The following is a 20,819-nucleotide window of genomic DNA, read 5'->3' on the forward strand; positions in this document are numbered from 1 at the left end:
AGCGTGTCCACATTTTGTGCGCACTCCCCTGGCAGTAGTTAGGAGTTATCTAATGTCTGCAAAGTACTGGCCAAAAGCGAAAGGCAGGTTTCCGTCGCGAAGCTACGCTGGCGATGGCGATAAACGCAGAGATCAATACGCGCAGCCTCCAGCTCAGAGGGCGCTAAAGGAACGCTCACCAGCTCGCCTAACTGGCACTCGCGGTGCACGGCCATCGGCGGCAGCACCAAAACGCCTGCCTTGTTAAGGGCTAGTGATTTTTGGGTTTCCAGTGATGCGGTGTTAAATATCGGCGCTAGAACAACGCCTGCTCGATGCGCAGCGCGCTGTAGCGCTTGGCGCACGCCGTAAGATGCATCCGGCAATATTAATCGGTGCTCTGAGAGTGTGTGAAGGCTCACCTCAGTGGCATGGGCCAGCGGATGATCAGGCGCCATCACTGCATGATGATGCAACTCGACGCTGGCGAACGGCAAAATGTCATCATGGCGGGGCATAAAAAACGACAGGCCAATATCCGCATCACCACGGCGTAACGCTTCCACCATTTGGCTTGCACTGGCGATCTGAATATCAAAACGTAGCTGTGGGTGGCGATGCCCCATACTTGCCAAAGCTGGCGCTAATACACCTGCTACAACGCCTTCCGCCACCTGCAAACTTACCCGGCCAGTGCGCAGGCCTTTCAAATCAGCGATATGCTCCTGCACTCGTTCAAGATCACGCAAGGTGCGCTGGGCCTGGGCGGCTAGCAGCTCACCGGCCGCCGTCAGGCTAATCCCATTCGGGCCACGCTCGATCAGCGGCGCACCCAATTGATGTTCCAGTAAATCGATCTGCCGGCTGATCGCGGTAGGTGCAATATGCAGCTGGGCAGAGGCTTGTCGCAAAGAACGGCAGCGGGCAACGGTGTCGAAGTAGCGTAATGCGCGGCCACTGATCATAAAGGCCCCCTCACCGCGCAAGCTGCCGTGACATCAGCGTGACGGTTTCGCCTCGATACTCAAGCGTTTCTTCCTCTTGCCAAGCCAAACGCCCATAAAGCGCCTGTTGATCAGGGGTATAGAGATAAAAGTGCTCCATATCGTTCTCAAGCACCTCGGCTTCTACGCGTTGCACTAAGGCCGAAGCAATCCCCTTACTCCGCCATTCGGGCACCACAAATACGGAGGCTAGCCACGGGGTCAGTTCACGACGAGTGCTCATATCATCGGCAATCAGGCTGGCCGTGCCGACAGGCAACTCCCCTTTCATCGCGACGAAGATGGAAGGTACTCCCGCACTGCCGCATTCTGCCTGCGTCAGTTCGATAGCCTCTTCCAACGTGAGCCCTGGGTGCAAATGCCCCCAGGCTTCAAAGGTCCACTTTGCCACGGTCATAATATTGGGATCATCGGCGCTGAGACGCTGAAGAGTAATACCGTGCATTAACGGCTCCTCATCTAGTTAAGCAAAAGCGAATACAATAGCGGCTAATGGGACACCCCGCTATAGGAAGCTAAAGACACGCAGCCGAGAGAGCAAGACAGTGATCACCAGCGCTATCGCGGTTCACTCAGGGCTGCCTCAAGCTGACTATCCGTCAGCGGCTGGCCCCAGCTATCGCTGTGCACTAACTCCTTCAGCGGCAGCCGCGAGCGCCATCCTTTCGCCTCAAGCTCCGGCTGATCTAAAAATTCGCTGACATAGCCAAGGCAAAGGTACGCCACGGGATACACATGGTCAGGCAGGTTAAGGGCCGTGCTCAGCTGTGTTTGATCAAGGATGCTCACCCAGCCGACACCAATCCCTTCGGCCCGCGCCGCTAGCCAAAGATTTTGCACGGCTAGGCAGGTGCTAAATAAGTCGGTTTCTAGAATGCTATTGCGCCCTAATACGTGAGGTCCGCCCCGGCTGCGGTCACAGGTAATACAAAGATTAAGCGGACTTTCCATAATGCCCTGTAGCTTGAGACCGCGGTAACGCTCATTGCGCTCCCCCTCAAACTGCTCGGCGGCCTTTTGGTTCTCCTGCTCGAACATCGCCAGCACCGATTGTCTTACTTCTCGGCTTTCAATCACGATGAAATCCCAGGGCTGCATAAATCCCACTGAAGGCGCATGGTGGGACGCGTTAAGCAGCCGCGCGAGTATTTCTGGTGGGATAGGATCAGGAAGGAACTGCGAGCGTACATCGCGCCGCTCATATATAGCGCGATACAGCCCACGCCGCTCAGCATCGGAAAAATGGCAGTTCGAATGGGTCATGGCGCAGGGCAGGCCTTCTTCTGATCAATGTTATAGACAGAGAAGAGTCTACACGAGGTGAGCCTAGCCGCCATTGTCGAGGTAAAATGACGCTGCCTTTAGGCACTTAAAAGAAATGGAGCGTGATAGACGTTGTTAATTTAACGCTCACATTAAATAACGATTAACGTACGACTATGTTGGCTATTACTGCTGCTCAAAACCCACTAAGAGCTGCTTCAATAAGCGATCAAGTTGAGCGATCTGCTCATCGGTTAAGGCAGCGACTAGCTGTGCCTGCGTCTCTACGTGGGCAGTGACGGCCTCATTGATCACTTCAAGCCCTTGCGGGGAAAGCGAGATCAAAAACCCTCGACCGTCGTCGGGGTTTTTGACCCGTTTTATTAATCCAGCTTTTTCCAACAAGTTAATACGGTGCGTCATGGTGCCCGATGTCACCATCGTGGACGCCATCAAATCCCCGGGGGATAGCGCGTAGGGCGCGCCCGCACGGCGAAGCGTTGCCATTACATCGAAACTGGCACCATTCAGATCGTATCTCGACCATGTCTTTTCCATGGCACGCATTAAGTAGTGATTCAGCCGCTTAATCCGCCCAAGCGTACCCATTGGCGCCACGTCGAGATCGGGGCGCTCTTTCTGCCACTGTTTGAGAATGCTGTCTACATGATCCATGCCTGCATTTTGCGCTTTTTTATCTTGACGTCAAGACTCTACGCAAATATCTTGATATCAAGATATAACGATGAGAATATGCAAATGGCATCACCTACTGCTCCCAAGACTCAATCCAAAAAAGCCTGGCTAGCCCCACTGGCATATCTATTATCCGGCGGAGCCTTGCTGGGCCTATCGACCAACTTAGCCAAACTGGCGGGTGAAAGACAGCTATCAGCGCTCGCTTTTTTATTTTGGTCGATTACCGGCGCGGCGCTGATACTGATTACGATCTCCGCACTCCGTCGCAATTTGCCGCCCATCACGAAACGTACCATTGAGTATTACTTCGTGGCCGCGTTTGTGGGAGTAGCGGGGTCTAACCTGATCTTTTTCTCCGCCATTCCGCATATTGGCGCAGGGTTCGTTGCCTTAACCATTACTCTGCCGCCGCTGCTTACCTATATTGGCGCACTGATATTAAAGCTGGAACGCTTTCAGGCAATGCGTGCGGCGGGCGTGCTGTCAGCCCTTGCAGGCGCCGTCACCTTAGCGGCTCACAAGCTTTCCACGCCGGATGCCGATTATCTCTGGATTCTCCTGGCACTAGCGGGGCCAGTACTGTTGGCGATCGGCAATCTTTATCGGACACTGCGCTGGCCAGCCGGCGTCTCTGGCGATGCGCTGGCCCCCGGCATGCTGATCGCCGCGGTTGTTATCCTATTCGGTGTTGGTTTTCTGCCCGGTTTCTCGCTTAGCATACCCACCGAGCAAAGCCTTCCGCTTCTACTGATCGCGCTTCAATCCCTAGTGTTCGCAGGCCAGTTCTTTCTGCTCTTTTTACTACAGAAAAGCGGCGGACCGGTGCTACTCAGTTTACTGGGTTCGGTGGGCGCCATAGTAGGCGTACCGGTCGCGATATTTTTGCAAGGAGAAGCCGCCCCCGAAGGCTTACTGCTCGGAATTTTTCTCATTGGCTCAGGCATTGCCCTACTGAATATTGGCAAGGTTAGGCAGTAACCTTGAAGTCACCATCCGCTTTAGAGCGCACCTGAGCCAAGAATTATTGTCAGCCCAGTAGCGTGTATGGGCCAATTGGCTTAATGCTTTAGCACAAGATTTTTTTGAACCCGAGATAACGTATAGAAGGTAGCAATCATTGCAAACACGCTGATTAATACGGTCAAGCCGCTTTCAGTGAGACCTGCTATTACGAATGAAACCAGGGCAATACCACCATTAGTTAATGCGTAGGGAAGCTGTGTTCTGACATGGTCGATGTGATCACAACCAGCGCCCGTTGATGCCAAAATGGTCGAGTCAGAAATGGGCGAACAGTGATCTCCAAAGATACCTCCTGACAAGACGGCAGCAATACTTATGATAATGGGTGCTTCTAAACCAGCTGCCATAGGAATCGCCAAGGGAAGCATAATAGCGAAGGTACCCCAAGAGCTTCCGGTAGCGAAGGACATGCCTGCGGCCGAGAGAAAGATAACAGCAGGAACAATAAAGGACGGGACGTTGCCTTCCATAAGATCAACGATATAGTTGGCGGTTCCCATCTCTTTGAGTAGCGATCCTAGTGCCCATGCAAGCACTAGAATGAGTACTACACTGACCATTTTCTGCATACCTGAAATATAGATATCAAAAATATCGCCAAGACGTTTTACTTTGAAATAAATCATCAAACTCATAAGCACTACAGCGGCAAAAAAATAGGCCGTGCTCAGCGCGACTCTAAAGTCACTGCCAGGGACTGACTCGAAAGGAAACCCAGCCGCCACCAAAAGGCTAAATAGAGTAACGAACAGTACACTGAGAGGAAGCCAGATAAGAGATGGGTGGCTTTCTACACCGGTACTATTAAGCTGAGCATCAACTTTACGTAAGGGGGTTGAACCGGGCCAATATAGTTGGCCTGTTTCTCTAACGCGCTGATCCGCCTGTCTCATGGCACCGAAATCAATACGCGCGAGAGCAACCGTCGGAACGGCTAGTACCGTCAAAATTGCATAGAACTGGAAGGGTATCGTTTGCACAAATGCTGTAAATTCAGAGGCATTAATCCCGAGATGATTAAACTCTTCCCGAATGAGCCCCATAACGTAAACTCCCCAGCCAATAAAGGGAATCAAGATGGCGACTGGGGAGGAAGTAGAGTCCAGAATCCAGGCCAGTTTTTCTCGTGAGACTTTGACTTTATCAAATATTTTTTCGAAAACAGGGCCCACAATTAAAGGTGTACCCATATCTGAGAAGAATATTATTAAGCCCCCCATCCACGCTGAGATCTGAGTTTTTGCCTTGGTATTAATATAGTGAATAGTCCGGCTAGCAAGAGCTGCACCGCCACCCGAATGCTCGACTAGTGAAACGAATCCTCCGATGAAAAATAACAGGACAATAACAGCAGCATTGTAGCTATCGGTAAGCTGAGGCGTTACGTAATCACGAATGGTGCTTGTTGTGGCAGCAATCGGGTTTCCACCAGAGAGCATCATTAATCCCGCAAAGATGCCTACAGAAAGGGAGACGATGACATTTCTAAACAGGACGGCTAGCACAATGGACAGTATTGGAGGAATGAGAGAAATAAACCCCATATTTTCCATATTATTCTTCTCCTAATGGATTGAAAGCATATCGCGTAAGCAACGAGTGACATTAGCTCAGAGGATCAATGTATTGTGGCGATGAGTGCGTGAACATACGCAATATGAGAGCTGTAAAGCTCACGAGATTAGCGCCGAACTCAAGCTGCTATACAGCAGCAAAAAAAATAGAGTAGAAAGGGTTTCCTCCCAGGTCTCATCAGTGCTTTTCCGCTAAAATTTTGTGCGCAATATCCATTATTAAACAAACAAAATCAACCCTTTATTTAAAACCAACAACTCCCTAAAGCAATGTTTTAAACGTATACAAGTACATCAATAAAAAATGCCAAGGCAGTGCCTTGGCATTTCGGTTTGCTCTTAACAGCGCTCTTCCTACCTCAACTGAAACGGATAAACCGAGCCAATTTGCAGCAGCTGTGTCAGTTCATCCAATGCCGTGAGCGACTCTTCTGCAAGCTGCGGGTCGGCAAGATCATCGGGCGCTAGTCGGTCACGGTAATGACGGTTGACCCAAGCGGTTAGATCGCCGTACAGCGCATCGGTCAGCAGCACGCGGCCGGTGAGCGCTGCGCACTCGGCATCCGTCAACACTACGCGTAAACGCAGGCAGGCGGGTCCACCGCCGTTGCGCATGCTTTGCTTGACGTCTTTCACGATCACGTCACTGATCGGGTTATTGCCCGCCAGCAGGTAACCTTGCAGCGTGCGCCAGACCGCTTCTCGCTCCTGGCATTCACTGGGTACGACCAGCGTCATCGTGCCGTCTGGATTAGACAGCAGCTGTGAGTTGAACAGATAGGAAGCGACCGCATCTTCCATGCTGACGGCGTCGAGAGGCACGCGTATGGGAATCAAGGGCGTCGACATTTTGGCGCGCAGCTCATCTAGCGTCCCCTCTTCATCCAAAAACGCCATTTCGTGATACAGCAGTACAGGGCCATTGCCAACAGCAATCACGTCATTGTGGAAAACGCCTGCGTCGATGGCGTCCGGGTGCTGCTGAGCAAACACCGTTTGAGCTTCCGTCAGGCCGTGCTGGCGAGCCACCGCTTGGCTAGCTTCTAACGTCTGTCTTGCCGGAAAACGTGCTGGCTGGCGCTCGCCACCAAACGACTGGCGGCCATAGACAAACAGATGCACGCCTGGCTCGCCATGCTCGCCGCAAAGGCGCGTATGGTTGGCCGCGCCTTCATCGGAAAAATCAGGCGTGGCGGGCAACACCGGGTGATGGGCGAAATACTGCTCATCGTGAAAAATCGCCCGCAGTACACGGCCCGTCGTTTGTGGTTCGAGGTAACGATGAAAGCTGGACTGCAGATTCGCCGGAGTGAAATGTACTCGGCTGTCCCACGCATCCCGGCTGGGCGTAATAGTGCCCGCGTTAGCCGTCCACATGCTGGAAGCGGAGCAAACGGCGCGCAGCAAGTGCGGGGCCTCGGTGGCGGCGCGAGCCAACACTTCACGGTGGCTACCCTTGAAGCCTAAATCGCGCAGAGCGCCGATATCAGGCCGCTGCTGAGGTGGCAATACGCCCTGAGCGTAGCCTGCATCCATCAGCGACTTCATTTTCAGCAGGCCCTGCAGCGCGCCCTCTTTGGGGTTCGACACCAAGCCGCCATGGCTCATCGAGGCAACGTTACCTACCGCAAGCCCGGAGTAATTGTGGGTAGGGCCAACCAAACCATCGAAATTGACTTCTCTGACATTGCTGATGGCAGCGGTGCTCATAGAATGACTCCCGGCGGCAGAGTGTCAGGCATCTCCAAGGTGTCGGCTTCCATGGACGCGACGGGGTAGGCGCAGTAGTCCGCCGCATAGTAAGCGCTGGGGCGATGATTGCCGCTGTCGCCCACGCCGCCAAAGGGCGCGTCGCCGGAAGCGCCGGTCGTTTGACGATTCCAGTTAACAATTCCGGCACGGATACGCAGCAAAAAGTCGTCCCAATCGGCTTTATCACCGCCAATCAGCCCGGCAGAGAGCCCGTAGCGGGTATTGTTAGCAAGCTCAAGCGCCTCATCCCAATCGTTGTAACGATGGATCTTGAGTAGCGGCCCAAAATGCTCCTCATCAGGAACGTCCAGGCCCGTCACGTCGATAAGCGCAGGGCTCAGCAAACTGGTGCCCTCCTGAAGCCGCTGCATACGATTGATGACCGTGCCGCCCAGTGCTTCCAGCGCGTCCTGAGCTTTTAGCAGGCCGTCCGCGGCAGCCACGCTAACCAAACCGGCGTAAAATGGCGCAGGATTTTCGTCAAACTGGCCCGCCACATGTAACTTGGTAATCGCCTCTGAAAGCGCGTCGATTAAGCGGTCGCCAACGTCACCAAAGGGCACCATCAATCGACGAGCACACGTACAGCGCTGGCCACCGGAAAGATACGCCGACTGTAGAATAGCCAACACGGCGGCGCGCTGATCGGGCACATCCTTGACCACCAAGGGATTATTACCGCCTAGCTCCAACGCGAGAATCTTATCCAACTGCCCGGCGAACTGCTTGTGCAGCATGCCGCCAACGTTGGCACTGCCGGTAAACAGCAAGCCATCAATACCGGGATGCGCAGCAAGCGACTGGCCGACCGCCACGCCACCCTGCACTAAGTTAATAACGCCGGCAGGCAGCCCGGCTTCTAGCCAGCACTGCAGCGTGAGATCAGCCGTTAACGGGGTTTGGTCACTGGGTTTAAAAACGATGCAGTTACCTGCCAGCAGCGCGGGCACCATGTGGCCGTTAGGTAAGTGGCCGGGAAAGTTATAAGGGCCAAATACCGCCATGACACCGTGGGGGCGATGGCGCAGAACGGCTTTAGCGCTACCCACCGCTTTTTCACGCTCGCCGGTACGTTCATGGTATGCGCTGATCGACAGGGCAATCTTACCCACCATCGCTCCTGCCTCGGTGCGCGCCTCCCAGAGCGGCTTGCCGGTTTCAGAGGCAATCGCCAGGGCGAGGTCTTCACCACGCGTTTTTAGAATCTCGGCAAACCGCTCGACCAGTGCCTGACGCTCAGTAACCGGCGTACGCGCCCAGCTAGGAAACGCTCCCCGTGCGGCGTTAATCGCGGCGCCAACCTGCTCACTAGAAGCTGATGCACCCTGCCACAGCTGCTTAGCCGAGATAGGATCATGTTTGGCGAACGTGTCTGCTTCGCCTGCTACCCAGGCGCCGTTGATCAATTGCTGCTGTTGAGCGTGCATCGTTCTCTCCTAACGTTGCCAAACTTATACCGTGCTTATTTTTACAGGATTTAGGTTTCCAGTAAGCGAACGAAGTCACCGGTGGTGACGTCCAGCCGGCTTGCTTCCTGCTCACTAAGCACGATGGTGTTGTCATGCGCCGGTGCACGGCCTATCCAACTGGCCGTAAAGTTGCGCATTTGGATAGTAGCCGCCAGCCAGCGGCTAACGCTCTCTTGCGGGGCGCTGGGCGAAACCTCTACCTGACACAGCCGCGAGTTGCGAATCGCGCCCACGTCGTCGATATACGCCTCAACCGTCGGGCCGCCATCGAAAATGTCGATATAGCCTTCCCAGCGCAGCCCCTCTTTGTTGAGCATTTCTAGCGCAGGCCGGGTATGGCGATGCACCTGGCCAATGCAGGCGCGCGCCTCTTCGGCCATGAACGTTGTGTAAATAGGAAATCGCGGCATCAGCTCGCCGATAAAGCTCTTCTGGCCCAAACCGGTTAAGCGGTCAGCTTCACTGAAGTCCATAGGGAAAAAGTGCTTACCAAGGCTCTCCCAGAAAGGGCTGGTATTGTTCTCATCGAACACGCCGCGCATTTCCGCCAGCACCTTCTGCGGGAAGCGGTCACGAAATTGAGCGATAAACAGCCACCGAGCCTTGGAAAGCAGCGCGCCATTGCGTAAGTGACAATTCGCTTCGCCACGATACTCCGGGCGCAGAAACAGCGAGCAAACTTCGGCATCACCGGTGTGGTCGGAGCTTAAAAACAGCGTATCGATCGTGCGGTGCAAATCGAGCTGGATGGATGAGTGTGCCAGCGTACCCAGGCGATAGTTATAAAACGGCACTTCACGACCCACCTGGCCCTCAATCGCGCAGCAGCCGGCAAGTTCGCCATTTTCTTCATCTTCTAATACAAAGAAGTAGAGCCGATCGTCTACCGGTGTGCGTTCTTCAAATGCGCTGGCGGCGGCTTCAATTTTACCGGCGAGGAATTCACGATTATCCGGCAACGAGGTAAAGCCAACGCCTGCCTGCTGCGCAAGCGCCTGAAGCCCATCCAAATCTTCACGGGCAATGGGTCGAATGCGCATTACATTTCTCCTTCATCAAGCGCGTCTACCGCGGTGGGTAATGTCAACGGCGCGGCAAGCACCGCTCGCCCTTCGGTGACACCCAGCCGTTTGGCGTGCTCAGGAGACAGCATTAGCTGACCCGTCGGCGAGAGCGCATAGCGCGACACAATGCAGCGGAACTCACCGAGTTTTTGATTGGCGACCATCGCAGGCTCAGCATCGGGCAGCGCATGTTCAGGGCGAATGCGTACCGGATGCCAGGCGGCGCTGCGAAAGGTTTCAAGCCGTTCGCGCTCTGCTTTGACAATCGGCCCGGCGTCGAAAATGTCCACGTGACGAGAACGCACGAAGCCTTCCGCCAACATCTCCTGCAGCGCTTCTTCGTGAGCCGGGTGTTCGCGACCAATCGCGGCCCGCGCTTGGGGCGTAAGCAGCGGTAAATAAAGTGGAAATTGGGGCATCACCTCAGCAATAAAGCTTTTCGAGCGCACGCCCGCAATATGATTAATATCCTGAAAACTGCGCGCAAAAAAATGCCGCCCAACGCTCTCCCAAAACGGCGATTCGCTGTGGGTATCTAAATAGCCAGGAAAAGCCACCGCGAGAATGCGCGAGAAACGCTCCGGATACTGAGCAATAAACATCAACCGCGCGCGGCGTAGAAGGCTTTCTGCACTGGTGCCCTTGTAACGTGGGTTAAGCGAAAAAGCACACAGCAGCGTGGCATCTGATACTTCATGGGAGAGCGCTAATGTCTGCACTTCACGGCGTACATTGAGCTGCTGAGAGGCGTGAATCAGCGTTTCCTGACGATAAGTGTAATAGGCTTCACTGGCGCCAGCCTGGGCACGAATAGTGGCCGTGCCCAGCACCTCATCGCGGCTATCGTCCGCTAACACAAAGGTATAATGCTCGTTTTCAGGAAACTCAGCGTCACCACTAAACGCATCTAAAGAGCGCGCAATGCGCTCTTCAAGACGTTCGCGGTTAGCAGGCAGGTTGGTTAGCTTAGGCACGGCGTGCTCAGCTAACTGCTCCAACGCGTTGAGATCCGTCGCCTTAACGGGTCGTACTACCAGCATTCTCGACGCCCCCTCGGTTAACGCGGCACGTGGCTCACTCATGCTGTCGTAACAAGCCGCTCAATGGCCCGCTCTAGGCGCGCCATACCTTCCGCAATATCCGCCTCAGGAATCACCAGCGAAGGCGCCATGCGCAGTACGTTCGGCCCAGCAATCAACGCCATTAAGCCTTCCTCGATGGCCAGCGGCAGAATATCTTTAGCGCGGCCCTCGAAAGCATCCGACATTTGAGCGCCGATCAATAGCCCCATACCACGAATTTCTTTAAACACGCCGTACTTGCGATTAATGGTTTCTAAATGCTCACGGAAAAGATCGTGGCGCGTTTGAACGCCTGCCAAAACGTCTGGGGTATCGATAAACTCGACGGCCGCCAAAGCAATGGCAGACCCCAGCGCATTGCCGCCGTAAGTTGAGCCATGGGTGCCAAAGGCTAATGACTTGGCGACGTTATCGGTTGCCAGCATCGCGCCTACCGGAAAACCACCGCCTAACGATTTAGCACTGGTGAGAATGTCCGGCGTCACGCCATAGCGCTCGTAGGCGTAAAGCGTCCCGCAGCGGCCAACGCCGGTTTGCACTTCATCAAAAATGAGCAGGGCATTGTACTGATCACACAGTTCACGCAGGCCTTCCAGAAACTCGGGGCTCGCCGGAATAATGCCGCCCTCGCCCTGCATGGGCTCGACCATCACCGCGCAGGTGTCGTCGCCCATTAGGGCACGAACGCTTTCTAGGTCATTAAATTCAGCGTGCAAAATGCCGCCAGGAATCGGCCCAAAGCCCTGGGAGTATTTAGGTTGACCACCAACGCTGACCGTAAAGAGAGTCCGGCCATGGAAAGACTGATTGAATGAAATGATTTTGTCTTTCTTTTCGCCGTGGTGATCCACCGCGTAGCGACGAGCCAGCTTCAGCGCGGCCTCGTTCGCCTCTCCTCCCGAAGAACAAAGGTAGACTTTGTCAGCAAAGGTGCGCTCTACCAGTTTTTTAGCAAGCTTAAGGGCAGGCTCATTGGTATAGATATTGGAGAGGTGCCAAAGCTTTTCACCCTGCTCTTTAAGCGCGTTAACCAGCACGGGATGACAGTGCCCTAGCGAGTTCACCGCAATGCCGCCTGCAAAATCGATATATTCACGCCCCTGCTGATCCCATAGTCGGCTACCCTCGCCACGCACCGGAATAATCTGCTGCGGTGCATAGTTAGGCGTCATGTAGTGATCAAAATCCTGCCGAGTTGGGATGGTGCTCATGGGGCAAACTCTCCAATAGAGTAATGGGGTAGAAACAGTATAAGGCGCTGACGAGGCTATCTGCTTTCAGCAATGTGACAGGGAATTATGAATAACCACGCTTGGCTTTATGCACGCTAAGTCAGGCGCTCCTCACGGGGCGTCATGCCGAAATGGTTTCGATAGGCGGTTGAGAAGTGTGCGCCGGAGGAAAATCCTGTGGCAAAGGCGATATCGCCAATCGCGCGGTCGCTTTCACGCAGCTGCTTGCGTGCCTCTTGCAAACGTAAATCCAAATAGTAACGACTGGGCACTGCCTGGAGATATTTCTTAAATAGCCGCTCTAACTGACGGCGAGAAATACCCAAATGCTCCGCTAGTTCAAGGGTCGAAAGCGGCTCCTCTATATTGGCTTCCATTAGCGTGACGGCATCGACCAAGCTTTGCGGGGCATGCCCCAAACGGCTGCGAAGCGGCACGTGCTGGCGCTCATCGGCTAAACGAATACGATCACAAACGAACTGCTCCGATACCTGCTCGGCCAGTCGCGCCCCGTGATGCTGGCCAATTAGCGTGAGCATCATATCCATTGCAGCGGTGCCGCCCGCACAGGTCAGCCGGTCGCGGTCAATTTCAAACAGCTGCTGGGAAAGCGTTACCTGTGGATACGCCTGGGCAAAAGCCTCAAAACGCTGCCATGGAAGCGTCGCTCGGTAGCCTTCTAGCAACCCACAGCGTGCTAACACTTCCGTACCACCTGCCAAGCCGCCTAACGATACGCCACGGCCTTGGTGGGCTCGCAGCCATTCGTTAAGCTTAGCGGGCAGCGTGTAGGGCAGCGGCGTCGGCGCACAGATCAATAGCAGGTCAATAGGCCCCTGTACCTCGCTTAACGCATGCTGAGCCAGCAGCGAAAGCTGAGCACCGCTGCGCACCGGCTGACTATCCATGCTTAAGGTGGAGGTGTGATAAAGCATCTGGCCACTCAGCTGATTGGCCATTTGCAGTGGCTCAATAGCGCTGGCATGGGCCAATAACGAGAAGCCCGGCAGCAGCAGAAATGCGACCCGCCTGCGGACCACATTAGGCTGCGCCGTTAGCGGGCTAGGCTGCATGATAAGTCACTGAGTTGCATGAAGAACCGCCATCAACTGGTTGGGGTAAAGTGACGCATCAATGCAAATTGCCGGGCACTGGGCCCGGCAATGAAAGCATCAAGTAAGCACGTCGTGGGGCCTAGGCTTACAGACTGACGACATCAAACTTAACTGCCGGGCTGACATCGGCATCGTAATCGACATCGTTTCGCTCAAACCCAAACAGCTTCAAGAATTCGTGCTTGTAACCGGCATAGTCGGTAATGTCGAACAGATTGTCGGTCGTCACTTCCGGCCAAAGATCCTGGCAAGCTTGCTGCACATCGTCACGCAGCTCCCAATCATCTAGTCGCAGGCGGCCGACCTCATCGGTGGCAAACTCGCCGCGCTGACCTTGCTCGGAATAAAGCTGCTCACCGAACAGTCGATTCAACTGGTCAATGGTGCCTTCATGCAGGCCCTGCTCTTTCATGATGCGATAGACCATCGCGATGTACAGTGGCATAACCGGAATCGCCGCGCTCGCCTGAGTGACTACCGATTTAAGCACCGCGACATTGGCACCGCCGCCGCTGACCTTCAGGTGGCTATCAATCGCCGTCGCGGCGCGATCCAGGTCTTCCTTGGCTTTACCAAGCGCACCGTGCCAGTAAATCGGCCAGGTGATTTCTGTGCCAATATAGCTAAACGCGACGCTGCGTGCGCCTTTCGCCAGCACGCCAGCTTTATCTAGCGCGCTCATCCACAGTTCCCAATCTTCGCCACCCATGACGGTAATGGTGTCGTCAATTTCTTGCTGGGTCGCCGGCTCAACTTCCGCTTCGATGATCGCATCTTTATTGGTGTCGATAGCCGTAGCGCGGTACGTTTCGCCAATTGGCTTAAGGCTGGAGCGTTTCAGCTCGCCGGTATCCGGCATTTTACGAACGGGCGATGCCAGCGAGTAAATCACCAGATCAATCTCGCCCATGTCTTGCTTAATCAACTCAATAGCTTTTTCCCGCGCTTCGTGGGAGAACGCATCGCCATTGATGGAATTGCTATACAGGCCTTCTTGTTTAGCGAACTTATCGAAGGCAGCGCTGTTGTACCAGCCCGCGGTGCCAGGCTTAACATCAGTCGCGGGCTTTTCAAAGAATACGCCAAGCGTGTCAGCACCGTACCCAAACGCTGCGGTAATTCGCGCGGCTAAACCATAGCCACTCGATGCACCAATCACGAGCACCTTTTTCGGGCCGGCGCTTTTATCTAAACCGCGGGCACGGGTAGCCTCGATCTGCTCAAGAACGTTTTTCTCACAGCCCACCGGGTGAGTAGTCGTACAAATAAAGCCGCGCACCTTGGGTTTAATAATCATATCGAACCTCGTTATCAGATTGGTTGGATTATCGACATCGCGATGTCGTGACTCAATGGGGCTATTCTAGCTGTCTCCGTGCGCGCTGTCCGCTCTTGCGCTATTGTCCGCGCTTGAGATCACCAGACTTTCGCGTCACGATAGCGGATAACGTCCCTATGCCAGCAACGACTCCCCAGACGAGGCCACCATGAATGCACAGCAGCTAGTAGACGAACGCGGCGATCTTTGGCTAGCGTTAGCGCCGCTGTGGCTTGATCGTGAGCCCAGCGAACGGGATTACGCGCATATGCTGGACGTCGTTCAACGCTACGAGATGTCGCTTAAGGAATTGGAGTGGATGTTTCGTTTGGAAATGGCGCCGGTCATGTCGCGCCATCAGCTTTCCATTGCTAGCGAATGGCGCCAATTTAACGACCGTAAGCTCATGCAGCAGTTGGTCAACCACAACCTGCGCCTGAAAGGCTGGCGGCGTAAAAGCTGGGCGCTGTTTTCAGGATTGACCACCATGATGGTGCGCCACCGCTTGAATGCGCTAATGAACCGCTTGGCCGTCGTACGAGGTGAACAGGTTTAACGCACCCATACCGCGACGCTACGGATAAGATTCATCTAAGGCTTTTTCCAACGCCAATCGCAATGGGCGACCGTGGTCACGCGGGCCAAAGCGAGCAATGACGTTCCCATCACGACCAATCAAGAACTTAGTGAAATTCCACTTAATCATTTGCGTGCCCAGTACGCCTGGCGCCTGATGCTTAAGCCACACAAACAGTGGATGAGCACGGCCGCCATTCACATGCACTTTCTCCAACAGCGGAAAATTGATCCCATACTGCTGCTCGCCAAATTGACAGAACGCCTGGGCATTCTCCGGGGATTGTCGCCCAAATTGATTGCATGGAAATCCCAGCACGGTAAAACCACGATCACGATAGCGCTGATAAAAGGTTTCCAACTCTTTTAGCTGTGGCGTGAAGCCACATTGGCTAGCCACGTTCACCACCAATAACACTTGGCCACGCAACGCCCGTAGATTGAACGGCTTACCTTGATGGGTATAACAGTCTTGGTCGTAAATCGTCATTAAATAGGCCCTACAAATACCTTAAACGGCATAGCCATTACCATGCCACGGCTATGCTTTTTACACCAGCGGCCCGGCAACCACTCTCAGCGCCAGCGCGATGAGCAGCACGCCGGTAATGCGATTAATCCAGTGGGCATTCTTTTGCAGCCAGGGCAGAATTCGTGAATGCGAAAGCACCACCGCGACAAGCACGTACCAGCCACCGTCAATCACCATCGCGGTCAGCACAATAATCCCTTTCGCCAACGCATTCATGTCTGGGGTAACAAACTGACTGAGCAGCGCCACAAAAAACAGGATCAGCTTAGGGTTTCCTAACGCAACCAGCACGCCCTCTTTAGCCGCCTGCCCCCGGCTAGTGGCCATGGCAGCGGGGTGCAAAGCGCCTGCATTGCCGGCGCGCAGCGCTTGAAACCCTAGCCAGGCTAGGTAAGCGGCGCCGCACCAGGTGATCAGTTGGAACAGCATCGGAAAACCGGCAATCAGCGCGCCTAGCCCCCATACCGTCAGCAGTGCGTAAAAGCCTACGCCAAGCGTATGAAAGATTGCCGCTATCACGCCAAACAAACGCCCGCCGCCTAACGTATGGCGTAGCACTAATGCCAAGCTTGGCCCTGGTGACATCGCGCCCATGGCGCAGATAGCGGCTAATGATAGCCAGAGTGTCAGCGGCATCGCGTTTTATTCCTGAGATCAAATGTCAGCCCATGGGGGCAAACTGCGAGTATACGCGAAGTGGAGCCTGCTCTTTGGCGAGCGGCTTAAATAACGCTGTTAGCATGGTACGCTGTTGGGTAAAATTTGCTCTTTGAGCTCTTTTCAAATTTCAAAATACCGCCCGCTCAATGCGCGAGGTATGGCTAACACAGGACGGCAACATGGGTAGGGCTTTTCAGAACCGTAAGGAATCCATGGCCAAAACGGCCGATGCGAAGACCAAGGTCTATAGCAAATACGGGCGCGAGATCTACGTTTGCGCTAAAGCCGGTGGCAGCGACCCAAATGGCAATCTAGCACTGCGTGGTTTAATGGAGAAGGCCAAGAAAGACCAGGTTCCTTCCCACGTTATTGATAAAGCGCTCGATAAAGCCAGCGGTGCAGGCGGCGAAGATTTCTCTACCGCCCGCTATGAAGGCTTCGGGCCTGGCAATGTCATGGTGATCGTTGACTGCCTAACCGACAACCCTAACCGCACCTTTGGCGACGTTCGCGGCTGCTTTACCAAAACCAAGAGCAAAATTGGCACCCCCGGCAGCGTGAGCCACATGTTCGACCACTGCGCTATTTTCTCGTTTAGCGGTAGCGATGAAGACGCCGTGCTGGAAGCGCTTATGGAAGCGGATGTGGATGTCACCGACATTGAGCAAGAAGCCGAGCGCATTACCGTCTTCGCTCCGCACACTGATTATGCCAAGGCCAAACAGGCGCTATTAGACGCTTTTGGTGAGATTGACTTTGAGGCTGACGAAATTCAATTTCTGCCGCAAACCACCACGCCGGTTGAAGGCGACGACGTGGCGCTGTTTGAAAAATTCTTAGGCATGTTGAACGAGCTGGATGACGTACAAAATGTCTTCCACAGTGGCGAACTCCCTGAGTCAGATGAAGCTTAAGCGTTAGTCAGTTAATACGTCGACTGCGCAGCGTTGCGGGCATCCAGGGCAGCATCAGGTGGTAACAGTGCTGACCGGACGCCCGCCGCACTTAGCACTGTTTTGCCACGCACGGTTAGGTCGGTAATAAACAGAAATTGCTGACGTGGGTCTACCGGGTAGGCGCGTATCCGATAGTGAGTCCCCCAGGGCTTCTCTTCGGCCACCACGATGATCGGCTGGTCGAATTTTAAGTAAGCGCTGGTGAGCGCTACATCGCGCAGCGCTTTGCGCACCCAGCCTGCCTCATGCTCAGGATGAAGATAAAAACTCGCCACGCACTGCAAACTAGTCCCGCCATTATTGGCATTATAGATGGCGTGATCCCATAGCTTTAAGTGCGGCACCGCGACTAAATCATCATCGGGCGTTTGAATCTCGACGGTGCGCAGCCCTACGTGCTTGACCTCTCCATAGGTGCCTTCAATATTGACCCAGTCGCCCGGGCGATAAGGCAGCTCAATAGCTGAAACGACCCCCGCAATCAGGCTACTAACGTAGTCCTTCATAGCAAAGCCAATGGCTAATCCCAGCGCGCCCAGCAGCGTCACCATGTTGCGTAACGACGGCTCGATAATAATCGGCGTAATAATCGCCAGCGCCACTATCAGCACCAACAGGCGCGTTAGCGGCACCAGCGCAAAAATTCGAAAGCGCACTTGGCCGTGTAACCGCGAAGCCAGCCAGTTGAGCCCACGCTGGCTGACAATAATCAGCACAATGGCAGTTAACAGCACCAGCCCTACGGTGATTAATGCCTGACTATCGATATCGTTAAACAGTCGTGCGTACTTTTTGGCGTCGTCCATGGAGCCCTCCGTGGGCCTGCCGCTTTTTGAGAGTCGGCTTAAAGAGAATCGATCAGATAATTGCGCGACTCTAATAACTGGCGAACGCTGGCGTAGCTTAACGGGGCGATCTGCCAGCGCCCTTCACAGCTTGAAACAATCCCTTTACGCTGCAGCGCCAGCCGGGCATTGAGCGCTTCGTGATGAGAGAACGGCAGTACCTCTCCCAGCGACTGATCGTCCAGGCCACCGTGAATCAATAGCGCATGCAGCACTAGCGTTGCGATATCGCCAGTATCCGCAGGCAGCTCCGCATCGGCCAGCGCATCTACCAGCCACAGTGCTTGTGTCTCGCCTGACGATGGCTCACGCAGCCGTTCGTGCCAGTAGTGCCAAGCAATGCCCAGATGTCCACGACAGTGGGCCGCCAAACGCTGCAGCTCTTTATGTGCAGATTGGTGGCGTTTTGTTTCTAGCGCCGGCAGTATCTGCTCGCCGGTACGGGTGCTGTAGACCGACGGATACTGACCATCACTTGCGGCAATACTGGAAAAATAGCGTGTTAGCTGTTCGCCTTGCATCGACTGCAGTGTAAATACCGGCGCCCCGTCGATCCCGATCACCTGCTGAAGATAGGCATAGGTCCAGCTATCGCACCCAATCACGCCGTGCCCTAAGCGACCACTTAAGGCACGCTCAAGAAATTCACGAATGCTCTGAATACCCTGCGTGTGGCGCAAAAAATGCCGTTCTAAGGCAGGCACTGCCCAGCTTTTCTGGTTCACACAGTGTGCTATCCACTGCGTATCGCCGTTGGCAAGCTCGCTAAGCGCTGGGGGCTCAACGCAAACGGCGTGATGCTGCTTGGCCCAATGGGTAACCACAGAGGCATGACCGCCATGGGGTGGCGTAATAAAAAACGTTACCGGCGCGTCTTGACCGTCAAGAGCCTGCGCTAACAGGCTTGCAGCAGGTGCCCAGTCGACCGGGGGCACTAAATGAGCCAGCCGAACCTCAGGTAAAGAGCGGAGCTCGTGTTCCTCTTTTATCTGCTGTTCTGAGGTTTGCTTACCGATTAACCACTTTGAAGCGGAGCGCCAACGACGTCGCCACTGGCTCGTCTGCGTCTTTTCGGGGGGGCAAAACTGATCCAGCGCGACCACTTCCCACAGTGGCGAGACGCCTGTTGATGGGTACTCCCCCATGACACTTTCCCTATAGCTGCGTAAGTCATCACTTTAGCACGATGCACTCGGCTTCTAACGACACACGAACTTATAGTCTAAAATAAAGTCTTCATAGACAGGGCATTAAGGTACCTAGCGTACGGATGTGTTTTGCCATAGCGATTGCGGGCTAAAGGAGCAAGCGATGAGTGTCGTTCATGTCAGTGAAGAAGAGCTGCACGATAAAATAGGCAAGTGTATTGCTGGGGAACGGCTACTGATTGAGCAGAATGGTAATCGGTTCAGTGCCCGAATACAGCACGCTACGACGGCGGGCGTGAAAGTGATTCCAGACACTGAAATCAAGAATAGCCACACGTCATCCGGCGATGTAGAAGGGATGACAGTGGCCTATAAAGATATACTTGAGCTTGAGGTAAAAGGCGTGGTTTACAGCCGTTTATTAGATTAATACGCGCCCCTGCCCGCCTTGAACTCACCATCAAGGCGGGCAGGCCGTCTAGCGAGCATTAATGTTTTGAAACATCAGCATGTCTTAAAACGTCAGGCAAATTTTCCCAAAGTGCTTACCTGATTCCTGATGCCGAAAGGCGTCTGCGATGTCGGCCAGCGGAAACTCGCGATCAATGACCGGGTGCATATCCAGGGTTTCCAACGCGCGAATCATCTCAATTTGATGCCGACGACTGCCTACTATCAGCCCTTTAAGATTGGCTTGCTTGGCCATTAACTTGGCGGTCGGCACCTCACCTTCACGGCCGGTCAAGATACCAATCAGTGCGATCTTGCCACCAATTTTTACCGCGTCAATCGACTGAGCCAGCGTGCCGGCACCACCCACTTCAACAATATGATCAACGCCTTCGCCGTTGGTGAGCTCTTTAACGCGCTTACCCCAATCCGGCGTCTCTTTATAGTTGATAGTGTACTCAGCGCCCATTTCCTTCAGCCGTGCCAGTTTTTCGTTGGACGATGAGGTCGCAATGACCCGCGCGCCCATCATGCGCGCAAACTGCAGGGCAAAGATTGATACCCCGCCGGTGCCCAGCACCAGCACGCTATCACCCGCCTTGATATTGCCATCGACCACCAGTGCCCGCCAAGCGGTTAAGCCTGCGGTGGTCAAAGTAGCCGATTCAGCATGGCTGTAGCCCTTAGGCTGGTGAGTAAACCACTCGAATGGGCGTACAACCTGCTCACGCGCATAGCCGTCCACGCCGTCACCCGGCGTCGTACGGAAATCGCCGACGCGCGCAGGGCCTTCCAGCCAATGAGGAAAGAAGGTAGACACAACGTGATCACCCACGGCGAACTCAGTCACGCCCTCGCCCACCGCCTCAACAACACCCGCGCCATCTGACATGGGGATACGCTGATCTTCCGTCGGGATCATCCCGGCGACCACGGCGTAGTCGTGGAAATTCAGCGAGCTTGCGTGCAGGCGTACGCGAATCTCACCGGCCACCGGCTCACCGGGCGCCTCCATCTGCTGTAGGCTGAGATTATCTAACCCACCGGGCTGCTGCAGTGTAATGACTTGCATCGTCTA

General features: G+C 54.5%; 21 protein-coding genes. 4 read left to right on the plus strand and 17 right to left on the minus strand.

What is annotated here, in order from left to right; all coding sequences use genetic code 11:
* Positions 1–38 precede the first annotated feature (38 nt).
* The 4 genes from KUO20_RS11460 to KUO20_RS11475 all read right to left on the minus strand — a co-directional run bounded on the left by KUO20_RS11460 (position 39) and on the right by KUO20_RS11475 (position 2,921).
* Positions 39–944, minus strand: a complete 906-nt coding sequence (locus KUO20_RS11460; RefSeq protein ID WP_235039989.1) for a LysR family transcriptional regulator — start codon at positions 942–944, stop codon at positions 39–41.
* Positions 945–954: 10 nt separating this feature from the next.
* A complete protein-coding gene (locus tag KUO20_RS11465) occupies positions 955–1,428 on the minus strand; it encodes a GNAT family N-acetyltransferase (protein ID WP_235039990.1) in 474 nt (157 codons plus the stop codon).
* A 113-nt stretch (positions 1,429–1,541) separates the two neighbouring features.
* Positions 1,542–2,246 (minus strand): 5,6-dimethylbenzimidazole synthase, encoded by a 705-nt coding sequence (bluB, locus tag KUO20_RS11470; protein WP_235039991.1) that lies wholly within the window; start codon positions 2,244–2,246, stop codon positions 1,542–1,544.
* A 186-nt stretch (positions 2,247–2,432) separates the two neighbouring features.
* Positions 2,433–2,921, minus strand: coding sequence for a MarR family winged helix-turn-helix transcriptional regulator (locus KUO20_RS11475; RefSeq protein ID WP_235039992.1), 489 nt, complete (start codon positions 2,919–2,921; stop codon positions 2,433–2,435).
* Positions 2,922–3,005: 84 nt separating this feature from the next.
* On the opposite strand from KUO20_RS11475, the gene KUO20_RS11480 reads away from it, so the two are divergent.
* Positions 3,006–3,923: a DMT family transporter gene (locus tag KUO20_RS11480; protein WP_235039993.1), complete on the plus strand. Its 918-nt coding sequence runs from the start codon at positions 3,006–3,008 to the stop codon at positions 3,921–3,923.
* Between the two features lie 80 nt (positions 3,924–4,003).
* Here the strand turns inward: KUO20_RS11480 and KUO20_RS11485 are convergent, their stop codons facing one another.
* The 8 genes from KUO20_RS11485 to fabV form a co-directional block, all read right to left on the minus strand.
* Entirely contained in the window at positions 4,004–5,521 is a 1,518-nt protein-coding gene (locus KUO20_RS11485; RefSeq protein ID WP_235039994.1) for a Na+/H+ antiporter NhaC family protein, read from the minus strand.
* Between the two features lie 375 nt (positions 5,522–5,896).
* Positions 5,897–7,252, minus strand: a complete 1,356-nt coding sequence (gene astB / locus KUO20_RS11490; protein WP_235039995.1) for an N-succinylarginine dihydrolase — start codon at positions 7,250–7,252, stop codon at positions 5,897–5,899.
* Complete coding sequence (gene astD, locus KUO20_RS11495; RefSeq protein WP_235039996.1) at positions 7,249–8,721, minus strand: succinylglutamate-semialdehyde dehydrogenase; 1,473 nt, start codon at positions 8,719–8,721, stop codon at positions 7,249–7,251. Before astD ends, astB begins: the two co-directional genes overlap by 4 nt.
* Before the next feature lie 50 nt (positions 8,722–8,771).
* Complete coding sequence (astA, locus tag KUO20_RS11500) at positions 8,772–9,803, minus strand: arginine N-succinyltransferase (RefSeq protein WP_235039997.1); 1,032 nt, start codon at positions 9,801–9,803, stop codon at positions 8,772–8,774.
* Positions 9,803–10,867: an arginine N-succinyltransferase gene (locus tag KUO20_RS11505; protein WP_235039998.1), complete on the minus strand. Its 1,065-nt coding sequence runs from the start codon at positions 10,865–10,867 to the stop codon at positions 9,803–9,805. Before KUO20_RS11505 ends, astA begins: the two co-directional genes overlap by 1 nt.
* A gap of 38 nt (positions 10,868–10,905) precedes the next feature.
* Positions 10,906–12,120 carry an aspartate aminotransferase family protein gene (locus KUO20_RS11510; RefSeq protein ID WP_235039999.1) on the minus strand — a complete coding sequence of 405 codons (1,215 nt, stop codon included), beginning with the start codon at positions 12,118–12,120 and terminating at the stop codon, positions 10,906–10,908.
* Between the two features lie 116 nt (positions 12,121–12,236).
* Positions 12,237–13,214, minus strand: coding sequence for a GlxA family transcriptional regulator (locus KUO20_RS11515; protein WP_235040000.1), 978 nt, complete (start codon positions 13,212–13,214; stop codon positions 12,237–12,239).
* Between the two features lie 127 nt (positions 13,215–13,341).
* Entirely contained in the window at positions 13,342–14,553 is a 1,212-nt protein-coding gene (gene fabV / locus KUO20_RS11520) for an enoyl-ACP reductase FabV (RefSeq protein ID WP_235040001.1), read from the minus strand.
* Positions 14,554–14,743: 190 nt separating this feature from the next.
* Here fabV and KUO20_RS11525 point away from each other — a divergent pair, with 190 nt between their 5' ends.
* Positions 14,744–15,130, plus strand: coding sequence for a DUF7079 family protein (locus tag KUO20_RS11525; protein ID WP_235040002.1), 387 nt, complete (start codon positions 14,744–14,746; stop codon positions 15,128–15,130).
* A gap of 18 nt (positions 15,131–15,148) precedes the next feature.
* Here the strand turns inward: KUO20_RS11525 and KUO20_RS11530 are convergent, their stop codons facing one another.
* Together KUO20_RS11530 and KUO20_RS11535 are read right to left on the minus strand one after the other, a co-directional pair.
* Entirely contained in the window at positions 15,149–15,640 is a 492-nt protein-coding gene (locus tag KUO20_RS11530; RefSeq protein ID WP_235040003.1) for a glutathione peroxidase, read from the minus strand.
* Positions 15,641–15,700: 60 nt separating this feature from the next.
* Positions 15,701–16,318, minus strand: a complete 618-nt coding sequence (locus KUO20_RS11535; RefSeq protein ID WP_235040004.1) for a LysE family translocator — start codon at positions 16,316–16,318, stop codon at positions 15,701–15,703.
* Between the two features lie 203 nt (positions 16,319–16,521).
* On the opposite strand from KUO20_RS11535, the gene KUO20_RS11540 reads away from it, so the two are divergent.
* The gene (locus KUO20_RS11540; protein ID WP_235040005.1) at positions 16,522–17,256 is read left to right on the plus strand and encodes a YebC/PmpR family DNA-binding transcriptional regulator; all 735 of its coding nucleotides are present in this window, start codon (positions 16,522–16,524) and stop codon (positions 17,254–17,256) included.
* A gap of 11 nt (positions 17,257–17,267) precedes the next feature.
* On the opposite strand, the gene KUO20_RS11545 is transcribed toward KUO20_RS11540, so the two are convergent.
* Both KUO20_RS11545 and KUO20_RS11550 read right to left on the minus strand, forming a co-directional pair.
* Positions 17,268–18,104, minus strand: a complete 837-nt coding sequence (locus tag KUO20_RS11545; protein ID WP_235040006.1) for a mechanosensitive ion channel family protein — start codon at positions 18,102–18,104, stop codon at positions 17,268–17,270.
* Positions 18,105–18,142: 38 nt separating this feature from the next.
* A complete protein-coding gene (locus KUO20_RS11550) occupies positions 18,143–19,288 on the minus strand; it encodes a hypothetical protein (protein ID WP_235040007.1) in 1,146 nt (381 codons plus the stop codon).
* A 166-nt stretch (positions 19,289–19,454) separates the two neighbouring features.
* Here KUO20_RS11550 and KUO20_RS11555 point away from each other — a divergent pair, with 166 nt between their 5' ends.
* Positions 19,455–19,721: a hypothetical protein gene (locus tag KUO20_RS11555; RefSeq protein WP_235040008.1), complete on the plus strand. Its 267-nt coding sequence runs from the start codon at positions 19,455–19,457 to the stop codon at positions 19,719–19,721.
* An 84-nt stretch (positions 19,722–19,805) separates the two neighbouring features.
* On the opposite strand, the gene KUO20_RS11560 is transcribed toward KUO20_RS11555, so the two are convergent.
* Positions 19,806–20,813, minus strand: coding sequence for a zinc-dependent alcohol dehydrogenase family protein (locus tag KUO20_RS11560; RefSeq protein ID WP_235040009.1), 1,008 nt, complete (start codon positions 20,811–20,813; stop codon positions 19,806–19,808).
* Positions 20,814–20,819 lie beyond the last annotated feature (6 nt).

The organism is Vreelandella profundi, assembly GCF_019722725.1.
Classification (GTDB): domain Bacteria; phylum Pseudomonadota; class Gammaproteobacteria; order Pseudomonadales; family Halomonadaceae; genus Vreelandella; species Vreelandella profundi.